This window comes from Marinobacter shengliensis (assembly GCF_030297115.1).
GTDB classification, from domain to species: domain Bacteria; phylum Pseudomonadota; class Gammaproteobacteria; order Pseudomonadales; family Oleiphilaceae; genus Marinobacter; species Marinobacter shengliensis.
The window spans coordinates 3,817,430-3,832,196 of the sequence record NZ_AP028062.1 but is presented as its reverse complement, the minus strand read 5'-3'; the positions used below and the strand labels follow the sequence as shown (position 1 = coordinate 3,832,196).

General features: G+C 61.1%; 15 protein-coding genes. 10 read left to right on the top strand and 5 right to left on the bottom strand.

Translation table 11 applies throughout. The features are described 5' to 3' along the window. Nucleotides 1-64 precede the first annotated feature (64 nt). Nucleotides 65-988, top strand: coding sequence for a DUF3530 family protein (locus QUE75_RS17610; RefSeq protein WP_286252110.1), 924 nt, complete (start codon nucleotides 65-67; stop codon nucleotides 986-988). Between the two features lie 25 nt (nucleotides 989-1,013). Here QUE75_RS17610 and QUE75_RS17605 read toward each other — a convergent pair whose 3' ends face one another. From QUE75_RS17605 to QUE75_RS17595, 3 genes are read right to left on the bottom strand one after another with little or no spacing between them, the layout of a single operon-like run. Beyond that, nucleotides 1,014-1,769 (bottom strand): DnaJ domain-containing protein, encoded by a 756-nt coding sequence (locus tag QUE75_RS17605; RefSeq protein WP_138435873.1) that lies wholly within the window; start codon nucleotides 1,767-1,769, stop codon nucleotides 1,014-1,016. Then, nucleotides 1,766-2,458 carry an N-acetylmuramate alpha-1-phosphate uridylyltransferase MurU gene (gene murU / locus QUE75_RS17600; protein ID WP_061330775.1) on the bottom strand — a complete coding sequence of 231 codons (693 nt, stop codon included), beginning with the start codon at nucleotides 2,456-2,458 and terminating at the stop codon, nucleotides 1,766-1,768. The genes QUE75_RS17605 and murU overlap by 4 nt, the downstream gene beginning before the upstream one ends. Further along, the gene (locus tag QUE75_RS17595) at nucleotides 2,455-3,501 is read right to left on the bottom strand and encodes an aminoglycoside phosphotransferase family protein (RefSeq protein ID WP_286252104.1); all 1,047 of its coding nucleotides are present in this window, start codon (nucleotides 3,499-3,501) and stop codon (nucleotides 2,455-2,457) included. The genes murU and QUE75_RS17595 overlap by 4 nt, the downstream gene beginning before the upstream one ends. A 237-nt stretch (nucleotides 3,502-3,738) precedes the next feature. Here QUE75_RS17595 and QUE75_RS17590 point away from each other — a divergent pair, with 237 nt between their 5' ends. The 9 genes from QUE75_RS17590 to slmA all read left to right on the top strand — a co-directional run bounded on the left by QUE75_RS17590 (nucleotide 3,739) and on the right by slmA (nucleotide 12,275). Next, nucleotides 3,739-6,060 (top strand): LPS-assembly protein LptD, encoded by a 2,322-nt coding sequence (locus QUE75_RS17590; protein WP_286255730.1) that lies wholly within the window; start codon nucleotides 3,739-3,741, stop codon nucleotides 6,058-6,060. Between the two features lie 69 nt (nucleotides 6,061-6,129). Further along, nucleotides 6,130-7,473 (top strand): peptidylprolyl isomerase, encoded by a 1,344-nt coding sequence (locus QUE75_RS17585; RefSeq protein ID WP_061330773.1) that lies wholly within the window; start codon nucleotides 6,130-6,132, stop codon nucleotides 7,471-7,473. Continuing rightward, nucleotides 7,470-8,480, top strand: a complete 1,011-nt coding sequence (gene pdxA, locus QUE75_RS17580) for a 4-hydroxythreonine-4-phosphate dehydrogenase PdxA (RefSeq protein ID WP_286252101.1) — start codon at nucleotides 7,470-7,472, stop codon at nucleotides 8,478-8,480. The genes QUE75_RS17585 and pdxA overlap by 4 nt, the downstream gene beginning before the upstream one ends. Beyond that, nucleotides 8,477-9,310 carry a 16S rRNA (adenine(1518)-N(6)/adenine(1519)-N(6))-dimethyltransferase RsmA gene (gene rsmA / locus QUE75_RS17575; protein WP_072676171.1) on the top strand — a complete coding sequence of 278 codons (834 nt, stop codon included), beginning with the start codon at nucleotides 8,477-8,479 and terminating at the stop codon, nucleotides 9,308-9,310. The genes pdxA and rsmA overlap by 4 nt, the downstream gene beginning before the upstream one ends. Next, the gene (locus tag QUE75_RS17570; protein ID WP_286252097.1) at nucleotides 9,303-10,106 is read left to right on the top strand and encodes a symmetrical bis(5'-nucleosyl)-tetraphosphatase; all 804 of its coding nucleotides are present in this window, start codon (nucleotides 9,303-9,305) and stop codon (nucleotides 10,104-10,106) included. Before rsmA ends, QUE75_RS17570 begins: the two co-directional genes overlap by 8 nt. Nucleotides 10,107-10,140: 34 nt before the next feature. Next, nucleotides 10,141-10,491, top strand: coding sequence for a DUF423 domain-containing protein (locus QUE75_RS17565; RefSeq protein ID WP_061330942.1), 351 nt, complete (start codon nucleotides 10,141-10,143; stop codon nucleotides 10,489-10,491). Between the two features lie 17 nt (nucleotides 10,492-10,508). After that, nucleotides 10,509-10,709: a sulfur carrier protein ThiS gene (gene thiS, locus QUE75_RS17560; protein WP_058091456.1), complete on the top strand. Its 201-nt coding sequence runs from the start codon at nucleotides 10,509-10,511 to the stop codon at nucleotides 10,707-10,709. 51 nt (nucleotides 10,710-10,760) lie between these two features. Next, entirely contained in the window at nucleotides 10,761-11,570 is an 810-nt protein-coding gene (locus QUE75_RS17555) for a thiazole synthase (protein WP_058091455.1), read from the top strand. A 117-nt stretch (nucleotides 11,571-11,687) separates the two neighbouring features. Beyond that, complete coding sequence (gene slmA / locus QUE75_RS17550) at nucleotides 11,688-12,275, top strand: nucleoid occlusion factor SlmA (RefSeq protein ID WP_061330769.1); 588 nt, start codon at nucleotides 11,688-11,690, stop codon at nucleotides 12,273-12,275. 285 nt (nucleotides 12,276-12,560) lie between these two features. Here slmA and QUE75_RS17545 read toward each other — a convergent pair whose 3' ends face one another. Both QUE75_RS17545 and QUE75_RS17540 read right to left on the bottom strand, forming a co-directional pair. Beyond that, nucleotides 12,561-13,385: an inositol monophosphatase family protein gene (locus QUE75_RS17545; protein WP_286252093.1), complete on the bottom strand. Its 825-nt coding sequence runs from the start codon at nucleotides 13,383-13,385 to the stop codon at nucleotides 12,561-12,563. Between the two features lie 50 nt (nucleotides 13,386-13,435). After that, a complete protein-coding gene (locus QUE75_RS17540; RefSeq protein ID WP_286252091.1) occupies nucleotides 13,436-14,731 on the bottom strand; it encodes a pyridoxal phosphate-dependent aminotransferase in 1,296 nt (431 codons plus the stop codon). Nucleotides 14,732-14,767: the final 36 nt, after the last annotated feature.

Sequence of the window (14,767 nt, the reverse complement as noted above, 5' to 3'; positions counted from 1 at the left end):
CGGCACAGGAACCCTGCTAGTCTATCAGTTTGCCAGGCATTTTCGCAGCGTGAGGTAAGCGGTTTTGATCACAGGTCGAGCAGGTATTGGGGTTCTCTGGTTGCTGTTGGTCGGTTTGGCGCTGACGGTATCGGCGCAGGAGAACGAGCCGGAGCCGGACCAGGGCGCGCCCCACGCTATGGAGCGCAGGGCGACGGCGCTGACGGGCCTGGGTGAGTGGTCGTTGGCCCGACAGTTCCCTGAGCGAACAGTATGGCTGGATCTGGATGACGATAGCCGGGCACTGGCGTTGTTCCAGCCAGAGTTGAAAACACCGGCACGTGGCGCGCTGATTGTGCTGGCAGACGAGGGGCAGACAGCGGCTGAAGGTCTGGCCGGCGGGCTTCTTGATACCCTGGCGGAGCGTGGCGTGGCAGTGATGACACTGGGGCTTCGGCCGCCTCCGGAAAGTGTAGTTCGGCGCCGACAACAACGGCTAGTGCCAGAGCCGCAGGAGACAGCTCCGCCTGAGGATGACCAGCTGCAATCCTCGGTGATGATTGACGTGGCTGAGGAAGAAGCCCTGGAGGAGGTGATGTCAGACTACCGCAACTCTATCCGCGAACTGCTGGATGCTGCCGCCGGTGAGCTGGAGCGGCGCGGATACGAGCGGCCGGCGGTGTCGGGTATTGGCTGGTCGGCCGATTATGTGACGGCCTGGGCACTGGGCCAGGGGGCGTTGTCCGGGGTGATCTGGCTGGCGCCACGTTTCTCCGGTGACAGGTTGCCGGAATTGCCCGCGATGTTGTCGGCAGACAGGCCGTGGCGGGTTCTCGACCTGCACGCCATGGATGACGCCGGCCGGCATCCGGCGGTTGCGCGGGCGGCTGCCCTGGCGCGGGAGCAGGTCAGTGGTTATCGGCGTCAACCCATGGCGTTGTCAACTCCGCCGCAACGGGCCGATGCAGAGCGGGTGGCCAGCCGGATTCAGGCCTGGATGAATCGCTGAACGGTCCGGCGGCTGCGGCGACGGCTTATAGTGGGCGGTGGCGTTGTTTGATCAGTTCCCAGGCCTGCTGGTAGCGAAGCAGTCGGTCCTTGGCCATGGCCAGTTCTGATGGTGTCAGTTTCTGCTGGGCGAGTTTGTCCGGATGACATTCGGACACCTTCTTTCTGTAGGTCCGTTTGATGGATTCAAGGTCGTCCCGTCGGGTCACACCGAGGATCTGGCAGGCCTGTTCATAGGTATCCGGTTTGGCGATAGCGCCGGCGTTACGGATCCAGACTTTGCTGGCGTAACTTTCAAAGATGTCGTCGCTGACCGCCACCGGCAGGCCTATGTGGTCGATGGCATCTTCGCAGCGGTAGCGCCGGGCTTTGCCGGGCTGGCCCAGTACCTGGGCACCGTGGCACAGGCAGATGGCAGTCTTCAGGGCTGGTCCGGGCCATATCGCTGCCAGCAAACGGAACAGCAGGCCCTGCCTCAGGGGTAGCTGGCTGGCGGCCTTGCCCCGCTGGAACTGATCAATCGCCTTCTTGCGTTGGCGGTTGGAAAGGCCAAGGGCTTTCATCAGGGCCTCGGCGTAACGGATGTCTGCTTCCATCACCCGGCCGTCGGCCTTGGCAATGTAGCCGAGGAAAAAGAACAGGGGTTTGCGGCACCAGCGCGGCAGCCTTGCTCTCTCCATCAGGGTGCTGGCCTGGTGCCCGCAACTGGACAGCTCTTTGAGCAGGTCGGAGAACACCGACTCCAGTCTCGCGGGTAACGGTGGCGTGCTGGGTTTGCTCATGCCTGGTGCCTGCCGTCGGCGAGTTGCCTGTCCAGCTTGGCCAGTCTGGCCGGGGTACCAACATCCACCCAGCGGCCACCATGATAGAGGCCCCGAACCTGATGGCTTGCCATGGCCTTGCGAAGCACCGGGCCCAGCTTGCCGGATGTGTCATCCAGGCCATCGAACAGCTTTCGATGCAGCAGGCTGATACCGGTGAATGTGAGTTTGCTGCCGCCGCTTGTGATCAGGGCGCCATCGGCTTCAAGGTGAAAATCCCCCTCCGGGTGGTGCTCGGGGTTATCCGTCATCACCAGAACGGCAAGGCAGTTATCCTGTTCCGGAGGCTGCAGGTCCGATAACGAGACATCGCTCCAGATGTCGCCATTGATCACCAGAAACCAGTCGTCTCCCCGGTCGGTAAGCAACGGCAGCGCCCGGACGATGCCGCCGGCGGTTTCCAGTGGCTCGCCCTCGGCCGAGTAGCGAATGCTCAGGCCAAACTGCTTGCCATTGCCCAATTGCTGCTCTATCTGCTCACCCAGCCAGGCGTGGTTGATGACGACGTCGCGGAAGCCCGCGTCACGCAGGTGTTCCAGGTGATGAACGATCAGCGGCTTGCCGCCGGCGACCAGGAGTGGTTTCGGGGTGGTCAGGGTCAGCGGGCGCATGCGTTCGCCCTTGCCGGCGGCCAGGATCATGGCTTTCACAGCTGGCTGCTCTCCTGCCCGGGAACGGGGCCAATGCGCTGTTCAATGGCGGGCAGTACGCGGTCGCACAGCCATTCATGGAAGTGTCGGAGCGCCGGTTGCCGAGCGCTGGCATCTCGCAGGTAAGAAACGGTGCGGGGGATGTCGTCCAGGTACCCGGTTTTGCCATCCCGGATTGCCAGGCGGGCAAAGATACCGGCGGCCTTCAGGTGCCGTTGCATGCCCATCAGCTCAAACCATTGCCGGAAGGTATCCGGGTCTGCGCGATGCAGGCCGGCCGCCAGGCCGGCTGTGCGGAAATATTCGAGCCAGTCGGCGATCTGGTGTTCGGGCCAGCGCACGTAGCAGTCTTTCAGCAGGGAAACAACATCGTAGGTGACCGGTCCGCGCACCGCGTCCTGGAAATCAATCACCCCTGGGCGCTTGCTGCCGGCCAGTACCAGCAGGTTCCGGGAATGGTAGTCCCGGTGCACCGTGACCTCGGGTTGCGCCAGGGCGCTCTCCTTCAGGAGCGCAAAGGTGGTGTCCAGCAGTGCCCATTCCTGGTTGCTCAGTGTCAGTTGCAGGTGTTGCTCCAGCAGCCAGTCGGGGAACAGCGCCATCTCCCTGTCCAACAGCGCTTCATCGTAAGGTGGCAGCGGGTAATCGCCCGGCGAGGACACCTGACCGATCTTGACCAGCTCATCCAGTGCCTGCCGGTACAGTGTCTCGGCGTTGGCCTGGGCCAGGGCCGGCAGCATCAGCTGGTCGCCAAAGTCTTCCAGCAGCAGGAAGCCAAGGGCCAGGTCTTTAGCGGCAATGGCGGGGACCATAATGTCCTGCTGGCGCCAGTGTCGGGCGATGGCCACAAACGGCCGGCAGTCTTCTTGCTCGGGCGGGGCATCCATAACGATAAACGGCACCGGGGCTTTGCCAGTGGTGCTTTGCCAAACCCGGAAGTACCGGCGGAAGCTGGCGTCACCGGAAACCGGCTCGGGGCTGGCAGTTTCAAAACCGGGTATGTGCCTGACCCATTCGGTCAGCCGTTGCAGGCGGATATCCATGATGATGCTGCGCTTCCTGAGTTCAATGACTGAGTGCAAACGTTAGCAGAGCAGTATAAAGAGCGTAAAACGGATTTGCAGCGGTGTTTCCGTTAACAAGCCCGTGGGGCGCGTGTAAACTAGGCAGCTGTTTTTCTTCAAGCCCCATTCACCCGGAACAGGAACTTCGCTACCGTGCCCAGCCGTTACCGTTACCTGTCGTGGCCCCAGCACCGGTTCGCCAGGCTCCTGTTGGCAATGGCGCTTTTGCCTGTTTCCGGAGTAGCAAACGCCCAGGAACAGGCTCCCAGTGCGGCGGAAATCGACTGGCGCCCCCGTAGTGAGCTGCCGCCCGAGGTGAGGGATCGATTACCGGTATTTTGTGAAGGCGGATACCTGCCATCGTCGTCGGCTGGCGGCCAGATGCCCTTGCTGTCCGGAGCGGAGACCGGCGGGGCACCGCTGGAGGCCAGCGCCCTGAACGCTCGCTATGAGCTGAATTCCGAGTTGTTCCTGCAGGGCGATGTGCGCCTGCGCCAGGGTGAATTCCAGGCTACAGGTTCTGAAGCCCGTTATAACCAGCAAACGGGGCAGCTGGACCTTGTCGGCCCGCTGGTCAGCCGTGGCGACGGGTTTTTGCTGACCGGCGACAGCGCCCGTTACTCGGTGGAGTCCGGGCAACTGGACATCAACACCGCCACCTTCCTGCTGCATGACGCCGAGATGCGGGGCCGGGCATCGTCGTTGTCCCGGGTGGGGGAGCACCAGGTGCTGATCACCGATGGCATGCTGACCACCTGCGGGCCTCATCAGAACGACTGGTCTATTGTCGCTTCCGATATTGCCCTGGATCAGGAGGAAGGATTTGGCACCGCCCGCCACGTTCGCCTGGAAGTGTTGGATACCCCGGTGTTCTACTGGCCCTACATCACCTTTCCCATTGATGACCGCCGCAAGACCGGTTTCCTGTACCCCCAGTTCGGTTCCTCCAGCGCCGGCAGTGGCGGCTATCTGGCCTTACCGTATTACCTGAACCTTGCACCTCATTACGATGCCACCCTGACACCCCAGTACATTCATGGTCGTGGGCTGTTTACCGAAGTAGAAGGGCGTTACCTGAGCCGCTTTGGTGAATCGGTCCTGCAACTGGGTTATATCGACAACGATTCCGCCTTCAAGGCTGACAATCCAGGCGAGGGTGGCGATCGCTGGGCACTGGATTTCACCACCCGGGCCCGGTTTGGCGGGGGTTGGACCGGTTACGGGGACTACTCGGTGGTCTCTGACCAGGACTACCTCAGTGACCTCAACCGCTCCCTGGAAATCGATCAGGCAACGCACCTGCAACGTCGCGGGGGTGTGCGTTATTCCGGCAATAACCAGTATTTCGATGCCTACCTGAACGGTTACCAGACCATCCGGGACCGGATCGCCGATGTCGACAAGCCCTACGCCCAGTTGCCGGAGATTCTCTACGCCGGAACCGGCGAATTCGGGCACGTCGAGGCCAATCTCGAGAGCCAGTACACCTGGTTCTATCGCGACAACGAGAATCTGACCGGCCTGGACCGGGCCAACGGCCAGCGAGTTCGGGCCATTCCGGAACTGGCCCTGCCTGTGCGCAGGCTCTGGGGTTTCACCCGGCCGTCGGTCAGTCTGGATTACACCCGCTATGACCTGGAAGATTACACTCAGGGCAGCGGCAGCTTTGACCGAACGGTGCCGGTGTTTGAGTGGGATAACGGGCTGTACTTTGATCGCCGCTCCAGCCTGTTCGATGTGCCGTACAACCAGACCCTGGAGCCCCGGCTTTATTACGCCTGGGCCGATGCCGATGCTGACCAGAATCACATCCCGGACTTTGATACCGGGCTCAAGAGTTTCCGCTTCGACCAGTTGTTTGAGCGGGATCGCTTCACCGGCGGTGACCGGGTGGGTGACGCCAACCAGTTGACCGTCGCCCTGACCAGCCGGTTCAATGACTTGGTGACCGGGGCGGAGCGTGCCAGGGTCAGCATCGGGCAGGTGCGCTATTTCGATGATCGGGAAGTGGATCTGTTCGGCCAGGGTGCCTCCGACAGAAGCCGCTCACCGCTGGCCGGTGAGCTGGTATTGAATCCGCTGGAGAATCTGGAGATTCGCAGTGCCGGCCTGTGGGACCCCGACACCCAGCAAACTGAAGAAGGCCGAAGCCAGCTAATCTACCACTCACAGGATTATCGTTACCTGGCCACCCTGGGCCACACCTACAGCCGACCAGACGAGCTGGAACAGAGTGATGTTGGTGTTGTTTTCCCAGTGACCAACCGCGTCAGCGGGATCGGCCGCTGGGTTTATGATTCCGGCCTGGACCGGACGGTTGGTACCCTGGCGGGTATTGAATATAACAACTGCTGCTGGAGTGTTCAGGTGGTTCACCAGAACTACCTGACGGACGATGAACAGCTGGACAACCGTGTGCTGTTCCGCATTGAACTGAAAGGGCTCGGGGGTAGTGGTGGCGCTTCCGACAATATTTCTGATGCCATCTACGGCTATGACGAACGCGAGCGCCGCCGTTTTGGAACTCCGCGCCGTTAAAACGAACCAATGTCATCAGCCAGCCTGTTCCGAAGGCCTGGCTGGGAATGTACACATCAAGAGGTGATTATGAAGGCGACGTTACGCCACGGACTGACACTGCTGCTGACCATGGCCATGCTGGCTGTGTCGGTTTCTGCCCACGCCGAGCGACAAGTGCTGGACCGGGTGGTTGCCATTGTGGATGACGATGTCATCCTCCAGACCGAACTGGATGCGCGGGTGAATACCATTGTTGGCCGTCTCAGCGCCCAGGGCACCGGCCTGCCGCCCCGGCAACTGCTGGAAGAGCGGGTATTGGAACAGCTGATTTCCGAGTCTCTTCAGTTGCAGATGGCGGACCAGATGGGGATGCGCATCAGCGATAACGAGCTGAACGAGACCCTGGCTAATATTGCCCGTAGTAACGGCTTGAGCCTGGAGCAGTTTGAAGAGCAACTGGCGGAAGAGGGCGTTACCTACCAGCAGGCCCGGGAACAGATCCGTAATGAAATGTTGTCTGGCCGGGTGCAGCAGCGCCGGGTTGGCAACCGGGTCCGTATCACTGACCGGGAGGTTGAGAATTACCTGCAGGCCCAGGCCGGCCGGGGGCCGGATGCTGAGGAATACCGCCTGGCTTATATCTTTATCCAGGTAGATGACCCCGGTAACGAGGATTCCGTTGAGCAGGCTCGCGCAAAAGCGGAAAACCTGCGCCAGCAGATCATCGATGGTCGCGACTTCCGGGAAGTGGCGGTTGCCGAATCGGATGCCGGAAACGCCCTTGAAGGCGGCGATATGGGCTGGCGTACAGAGAGCCAGTTGCCATCCCTGGTTGCGCCGGTGGTGCCGAACATGGAAGTAGGCGTGCCCTCAGAGGTGCTTGAGAACAACAGCGGTTTTCACCTGGTGACGGTGATGGACAAGCGTGGTGGCGAACAGCTGACGGTGATCCAGCAGCACCGGGTGCGTCATATCCTGATTCGTCCCTCCCAAGCGGTAACCGAAACCCAGGCTGAAAACCGCATTCGCGATATCTACCAGCAATTGCAGGACGGCGCGAACTTTGCGGCCCTGGCCCGGGAGTTGTCAGATGACCCGGTGTCCGGCTCTGATGGCGGCAACCTGGGCTGGGTCAGCCCCGGCCAGATGGTTCCGGCTTTCGAGCAGGCCATGATGGAGGCCGATGTGGGCGAGATTTACGGGCCGGTGCGGTCCCAGTTTGGCTGGCACATTCTTCAGGTAGAAGAGCGCCGGCAACAGGACGTGACTGCTGAAAACCGGGAGTCCCAGGCCCGGCAAGCTATCTACCAGCGCAAGTTTGAAACCGAACTTCAGAACTGGCTCAGGGAAATTCGCGATGAAGCCTTTGTCGAGTTCAAAGGGGACTACGCCGATCTGAACCCGGCCAGTGAGGAAAATAACGCGTCATGACGACACCGGTGATTCTGGCTTTGACCGCCGGCGAGCCAGCGGGCATCGGGCCGGAACTGTGCCTGCAACTGGCGCTTGAACCGCGCCAGACTGGTATCGTGGTGGTGGCTTGCAAAACGCTGCTGGCAGACCGTGCCCGGCAGCTTGGTTTGGCCGTAGAGTTACACGACTGGCACCCGGGCCAGACGCCAGACACCCGGGCTGGCCATGTGTCGGTGTGCCATGTGGAAGGCTGCGCGTCTACAGTCGCGGGCCGGTTACACGCCGGCAACAGTCAGTATGTGCTCGATACCCTGACCACCGCCGCCAGGGGCTGCCTGAACGGTGATTTTGACGGTATGGTGACCGCGCCGGTTCACAAAGGCGTGATCAACGAAGCCGGAATCGCGTTCAGCGGCCACACCGAGTTTCTGCAGGAACTCTGCGGTGTTGAACGGGTGGTGATGATGCTGGCTACTGAGGAATTGCGGGTGGCGCTGGTAACCACCCACTTACCCCTGAAGGACGTATCTGCGGCCATCACCCCCGAACGGTTGACCCAGGTAACGCGCATTCTCAACGCCGACCTGAAAACCTTCTTTGGCATTGAAAAACCACGGATCCTGGTGGCGGGGCTGAACCCACACGCCGGCGAGGGTGGCCATCTGGGCCGGGAAGAAATCGAGGTGATCGAGCCGACCCTGGATAAACTCCGGGCCGAAGGTATTAAACTGACCGGCCCGCTGCCGGCCGATACCCTGTTCACCCCACACTGGCTGGATAACGCTGATGCCGTGCTGGCCATGTACCATGACCAGGGCCTGCCGGTACTGAAATTTCAGGGCTTTGGCCGGGCCGTTAACATCACCCTGGGCCTGCCCATTGTCCGTACCTCGGTAGACCACGGCACCGCCCTGGACCTGGCCGGCACCGGCAAGGCCGACGCCGGCAGCCTGCACACCGCCATTCGCGTAGGCGAACACATGGCCCGCTGCCGCCAGGCGGCTATTGCCGGAGAGTCATCATGAGTAACCATCCGGGCCACAAGGCCCGTAAACGTTTCGGCCAGAACTTCCTTCATGATCCGGGCGTGATCGAGAAGATTGTCCGGTCGATCAATCCGAAACCGGACGATGCCATCGTCGAGATTGGTCCTGGTCTCGGTGCGATCACCGAAGAGATTCTGGCGGTTAATCCGCGCCTGCAGGTGGTGGAGCTGGACCGGGACCTGATTCCGGTGCTGCGCACCAAGTTCTTCAATTATCCCGAGTTCCGGATTCACGAAGCCGATGCCCTGAGTTTCGATTTCAGCCAGCTGGTGGTCGATGGTCGCCCACTTCGAATCGTCGGCAACTTACCCTATAACATCTCAACGCCGCTGATCTTCCACCTGCTGGCGCAGTCCGGGGTGGTTCAGGACATGCACTTCATGTTGCAGAAAGAAGTGGTGCAGCGGCTGGCGGCCACGCCGGGCGACAATAATTATGGCCGACTGGGTATCATGGCCCAGTACTTCTGCAAGGTGCAGCCGCTGTTTGAAGTGGGCCCGGGGGCTTTCCGGCCGGCTCCGAAAGTGGATTCCGCCATCGTCCGACTGGTGCCTCACAAAGAATTGCCGCACCCGGCCAAGAACCTCAAGACCCTTCAGGCCGTGGTGCGCACCGCCTTCAACGCGCGCCGGAAAACCCTGCGCAAGGCACTGGCGGCCCTGGTGACGGTGGAACAGTTGCAGTCTGTGGGCATCAACGACGGCCTGCGGCCGGAAAACCTGAGCCTGGCCGACTACGTCAAGATTGCCGACCTGCTGGCGGACTCCGGCCCGCTTAACGTCGAGGTAGATGAGGTAAGTAATGACTGACTACGCCATTGGCGATATTCAGGGTTGCTATGAACGGTTGCGGGATGTTCTGGCGAAAGTGGATTTTTCGCCCTCCCGGGACCGGCTCTGGGTGGCGGGCGACCTGATTAATCGCGGGCCCGCCTCACTGGAAACCCTGCGTTACATTGAAAGCCTGGGCGACGCTGCCGTGGTGGTGTTGGGGAATCACGATTTGCACTTGCTGGCGGTTGCCCTGGGGGGCCACAGCCCGAAGCGCAAAGACACCCTGCACGATATCCTGGATGCACCGGACCATGACCGCTTGATCCATTGGCTGCGTCAACAATATCTGTGCGTGCACGACGAGAAACGTAACCTGGTTATGGCCCATGCCGGGCTGCCTCATATCTGGAGCGTGGACCAGGCAGTGGCCTGCGCCAGGGAAGTAGAAGCGGTGATCCGGGGCGGGCAGGCGCAGGACTATTTCAGCCAAATGTATGGCAATCAGCCGGAGCGCTGGTGTGATACCCTCACCGGTATGGACCGTTGGCGGGTGATCACCAACTACTTCACCCGGATGCGCTTTATCGCCGAAGACGGCAGCCTGGAGCTGGCCACCAAGGAGTCGGCGGATAATGCACCGCCGGGCTTCGCACCCTGGTTTACCTACCCCCGGCAAGATGACGTAAAGGTGATCTTCGGCCACTGGGCTGCGCTGGAAGGCAACACCGGCAGCGACCGGTTTATCGGCCTGGATACCGGCTGTGTCTGGGGCGGCGCCTTGACGCTGATGAACCTGGATTCCGGGGAGCTGATTCACTGTGACTGCGCTTAAACCCTCAGAAGCGGTGATTCGCTGGGCTCTGGTGATGGGTGCTGTGGGCGGCCTGTTGGCGGTGATGGCGGGTGCCTTCGGAGCCCACGGTTTGCGCCAAGTGGTGAGCGAGCGGGGCCTGGAAGTGTTCCAGACCGCCGTCAGTTACCAGATGTATCACGCCTTGATACTGGTGGCGGCGAGCATGATGCCGGCCCTGGGCTTGTCCCGGCGACTGCTGGGTATTGCTTGCGGCTTCTGGCTCGCAGGCATTGTGCTGTTCAGCGGCAGCCTGTATCTGCTGGTGTTATCCGGCCATCACTGGCTCGGGCCGGTTACGCCCATTGGCGGTGTCTGCTTCATGATTGGTTGGGCCCTGCTGGTTGCTGCGGCCCTGAAAAAGTAACGGAGGTGATCCGAACCATGCAGGTTCAGGTAAATGGTGAGCACATGGAACTCCCCGGTGGAGCAACCATTGCGACCTTGATTGAGCATCTCACGCTGGCCGGAAAACGGGTCGCGGTTGAGGTCAACGAAGATATTGTGCCCCGCAGTCAGCACCCGAGTTTCACCCTGAGCGATGGCGACCGGGTGGAAGTGGTGCACGCCATCGGCGGCGGTTAAGTTTGCGTTCAGCTGAACGCGCCCCCTCTTTTCACTGAACTCAGGTAGGTTATGACAGATACCCCGGAAATCCAGCTCCCCGAAGACAAACCCCTGGAAATTGCAGGCAAGGTGTACCAGTCCCGCTTGCTGGTGGGCACTGGCAAGTATCACGACCTGATGGAAACCGGCCACGCCATCGAAGCCAGTGGTGCCGAGATTGTGACCGTGGCGGTGCGCCGTACCAACCTCGGCCAGAACCCGGACGAGCCGAACCTGCTGGATGTCATTTCCCCGAGCACCTACACCATCCTGCCCAACACAGCCGGCTGCTACACCGCCAAAGACGCGGTACGCACCTGCAAGCTGGCCCGGGAGCTGCTGGACGGCCACGACCTGGTGAAACTGGAAGTGCTGGGTGAACACAAAACCCTGTACCCCAACATGCCGGAAACCCTGACCGCCGCCGAAGAGCTGATCAAAGACGGTTTCAAGGTGATGGTGTACTGCTCCGACGACCCGCTGCTGGCCATGCGTCTGGAAGAAATGGGCTGCGTGGCCATCATGCCCTTGGGTGCGCCCATCGGCTCAGGCCTTGGCATCCAGAACCGCTACAACATCCGGCTGATCGTTGAGAACGCCAAGGTGCCGGTGCTGGTCGACGCGGGTGTTGGCACCGCCTCGGATGCCACCATCGCGATGGAGCTGGGCTGCGACGGCGTGCTGATGAACACCGCCATTGCCCAGGCCAAAGACCCGATCAAAATGGCCAACGCCATGCGCCTGGCCATCGAAGCCGGCCGCGAGGCCTACCTTGCTGGACGTATGCCAAAGAAGCTGTACGCCAGTGCGTCGTCACCGATTGACGGCACTTTCTTCTAAAAAATATAAAACCTTAGCCACGGACGGCACGGACTGACACGGGTAGAAAGATAATCCCAGTGTCCGAGCAGGTCCGTGTTGTCGGTGGCCAAAAAAACAGAGCGCTGTAGTACTGATATGACCACTCAGAAACCCAGCCGGCGGGAGACCATCCTGCAGGCCCTTGTTGAATTGCTGCAAAATGACCCGGGGGCCCGGATCACCACCGCCGGCCTGGCCAAAACCGTGGGCGTTACCGAAGCGGCCTTGTACCGGCACTTTCCCAGCAAACGCAAAATGTTCGAGGCCCTGATCGAATTTGCCGAGGAGGCGGTGTTCTCCCGCTGCCAGGTGGTGCTTCAGGAGCAGGAAGATGTGCGGGTTCGCCTTCAGCAGCTGGTGCATCTGGTGCTGGTGTTCGCAGAGCGTAACCCGGGTTTGTGTTGCGTGCTTACCGGCGATGCCCTGATGGGCGAGGATGAGACACTGCGCAAGCGTGCGTCCCAGTTCTTCGAGCGTTTGGAAACCCAGTTCCGCCAGACCCTGAAAGAAGGCGAGATCCGCCAGAGCCTGCGGCCTCGAACCAGCGCGGCTCGCGGTGCAGATTTTGTGATGGTGTTTCTGGAAGGCCGCATCCAGCGGTTCGTTCGTTCCTCATTCTCCCGTTTGCCTTCGGCTGATTTCGACGAGGCTTGGAGCTTGGTTTCCGAGGCTGTTTGGGGTTGAGGCTTGGTGTTCGTTTACGCCTAGCCTGTCGGTTTGGTGGTTAGGCATTGGCTGGGAGCCCTTTCCCGAAAACGCTACGAGCACATCCATGTGCGCTTCGCTCCGGCCATCCATGGCCTCCGAGATTTCGGGAAAGGGCCCCCAGCCAATGCCTTTCTGACCTCACGGAAATCGCAATAGAAAAGCTAAGGCGGTCTCAGCATCCATCCCGCCCACAACACACCCGAATCTCGCAGGCTGCGTGTACGCAAACTCCCAAACTAGAGGACTCGGAAACTCCCAGTCTCAGTCATAACCCGAAGCAGATCGGAGTAGGGACCGCACGTGCTCCCATACGGCCGGGGCGGAGATGAGGATGTCGCGGCCCCAGAGATCGGCCGGATAGCCATCGGGCACGTCGCCGAAGTGGCCGACGGTGGCGCCGGCTTCCCAGGCAATTAGGCGGGCGGCGGCGAAGTCCCAGGGGCTGACGTTCTCGTAGTAGATATCCAGACGGCCACAGGCCACCCAGCAGATGTCCAGGGCCGCCGAGCCAATGCGGCGCAGGTCCCGGCATTGGTGAATCATGGCATCCAGTCGGCGCACCAGCGGTTCCAGATTGTCCTTGGTGTAGGGGAAGCCCGTGGCAAACAGGCTTTGCCGGGGTTCCGTTGCGCCGCTGTGGCGAATGGGCTGGCCGTTTAACGTAGCGCCTTCGCCCTTGGTGGCCCGAAAGGTTTCGCCCGGAAAAGGCGCGTGCACCACACCCACCTGAACCTGGCCGCGCTCCGCATAGGCAATGGACACCGCCACCTGCGGGTGACCGTAGGCGTAGTTTACCGTGCCGTCGATGGGGTCGATGATCCACAGCGGCGTGTCCAGCTCTTCTGCCTGGGACAGGTCCGGCATGGTTTCTTCAGACAGGATGCGGTGATTGGGAAAGCGTTCGCGGATGGCGCCGGTGATGAATTCGTCGGCCATCACATCAGCGTGGGTAACCAGTTCCGTTTGCTGCTTGTAGTCGGTGCGCAGGGTGTTTTCCTGGCGCTCGTGGCGGATCAGCTCGCCGGCCTCCCTGGCCAGGGCTTCGGCAAAATCGGTGATTTCGCGCAGAGAAACGGAATCAGACATGGCACCCCCAGTTGAACAACGTGAGGGTGCCAGTTTAGCACGGCGCGGCTTTACAGGCTGCTCAGCCACTTCTCCATCTTGTCCATGGCCAGCACAATGCGCGGGCAGGCCTGTTTGACGAAATCGTCACCCAGCGCCTGCTCGGCGTAGTCACCACCGGCCAGGCCCAGGGCCTGGGTGCCGTCGAAGTCGACGAACGCGAGGCGCGCGCCCAGGTGGTCCGGCACAAAGCCGAAGTCACTGGAGGGCAGGATGGCCACGCCGGTGTCCCCCAGCAGAGCGGTGCAGAACGCCTGGGCGGTCTTGATATCCCTCCGGGCCAGTCTGTCGCTGAAGCTGGAGAAATCCGGGAACAGGTAGAAGGCCCCCTCCGGCTTTTGCACCACGGCACCCATGGCGCTCAAACGGGTGTAAACGTATTCACCCACCACTTTCAGCACCCGACGGGACTGTTTCAGGTACTCGTCGATGTCTTCGCCACCGTCAAAGGCGGTGATGGCGGCATGCTGGATGGGCGCTGCGGTGGAGGTGAAGGTCTCACTGGCAATGATGGCCATGGCATCCTGTAGCGGGCGCAGTTCCGGCGGGAAGATGAAGGCACCAAGGCGCCAGCCGCCGGCACCCAGCCACTTGCTCATGCCGGTGCTGATGATGGTGCCTTCCGGGTAATAACGGGCGATGGATTTATGCTTGCCCTCAAAGTGCACTTCACCGTAGATCTCATCCGATAACAGTATCAGGTTGTACTTGCGCGCCACGTTGGCGATGGCCAGCAACTGGTCGTCGGTGTAGGTGCAACCGGTAGGGTTGGACGGGTAATTCAGGATCAGGATACGCGGGCGCGACGGGTCATCCCGGCAGATTATGTCCAGTTCTTCCGCCGTCAGCTGCCAGTTGTTTTCCGCGTGGGTGGGCAGCCAGTGTACCGAGCGGCCGATGATTCGCGCCTGAGGCGCATAGGATACCCAGCTCGGGCGCGGAATCAGCAGGTCACCGTAGTAGGCCAGCTGCAGAATAAACAGCAGCTCTTTCGAGCCCGGGCCAATCAGCACGTCTTCCCAGGTGCAACGCATGCGCTCGGCCCGGTTAATGTAACCGGCAATGGCCTCGCGCAGGCCCTTGAGGCCTTTCACCGGCAGGTAATCTTTCTCGTGGGCGTGCTCTTTGAGGGCATCAACCACGCGCTCGGGCACCGGGAATGGCGACTGGCCCAAGCCAAGTTTGATGATGTCCTTGCCCTCGGAACGTAGCTGGTTGCTCAGCTCGTTGATCCGCAGGGTGGAAGAGGGCTGAATGCCCCGAACGTTCAGGTTGATGGCGAAGCGGTGGTCTTTTTTGATGTCCATTGTCCCGGTCTGTTGGTTGGTGGTGACAACGGCAGT

Excerpts from the sequence above, each read along its gene's own strand:
- QUE75_RS17605 (WP_138435873.1), bottom strand. The coding sequence starts at position 1,769 with ATGAGCAAACCCAGCACGCCACCGTTACCCGCGAGACTGGAGTCGGTG.
- QUE75_RS17595 (WP_286252104.1), bottom strand. The coding sequence starts at position 3,501 with ATGGATATCCGCCTGCAACGGCTGACCGAATGGGTCAGGCACATACCC.
- QUE75_RS17590 (WP_286255730.1), top strand. The coding sequence starts at position 3,739 with ATGGCGCTTTTGCCTGTTTCCGGAGTAGCAAACGCCCAGGAACAGGCT.
- QUE75_RS17585 (WP_061330773.1), top strand. The coding sequence starts at position 6,130 with ATGAAGGCGACGTTACGCCACGGACTGACACTGCTGCTGACCATGGCC.
- pdxA (WP_286252101.1), top strand. The coding sequence starts at position 7,470 with ATGACGACACCGGTGATTCTGGCTTTGACCGCCGGCGAGCCAGCGGGC.
- rsmA (WP_072676171.1), top strand. The coding sequence starts at position 8,477 with ATGAGTAACCATCCGGGCCACAAGGCCCGTAAACGTTTCGGCCAGAAC.
- QUE75_RS17570 (WP_286252097.1), top strand. The coding sequence starts at position 9,303 with ATGACTGACTACGCCATTGGCGATATTCAGGGTTGCTATGAACGGTTG.
- QUE75_RS17565 (WP_061330942.1), top strand. The coding sequence starts at position 10,141 with ATGGGTGCTGTGGGCGGCCTGTTGGCGGTGATGGCGGGTGCCTTCGGA.
- thiS (WP_058091456.1), top strand. The coding sequence starts at position 10,509 with ATGCAGGTTCAGGTAAATGGTGAGCACATGGAACTCCCCGGTGGAGCA.
- QUE75_RS17555 (WP_058091455.1), top strand. The coding sequence starts at position 10,761 with ATGACAGATACCCCGGAAATCCAGCTCCCCGAAGACAAACCCCTGGAA.
- slmA (WP_061330769.1), top strand. The coding sequence starts at position 11,688 with ATGACCACTCAGAAACCCAGCCGGCGGGAGACCATCCTGCAGGCCCTT.
- QUE75_RS17545 (WP_286252093.1), bottom strand. The coding sequence starts at position 13,385 with ATGTCTGATTCCGTTTCTCTGCGCGAAATCACCGATTTTGCCGAAGCC.
- QUE75_RS17540 (WP_286252091.1), bottom strand. The coding sequence starts at position 14,731 with ATGGACATCAAAAAAGACCACCGCTTCGCCATCAACCTGAACGTTCGG.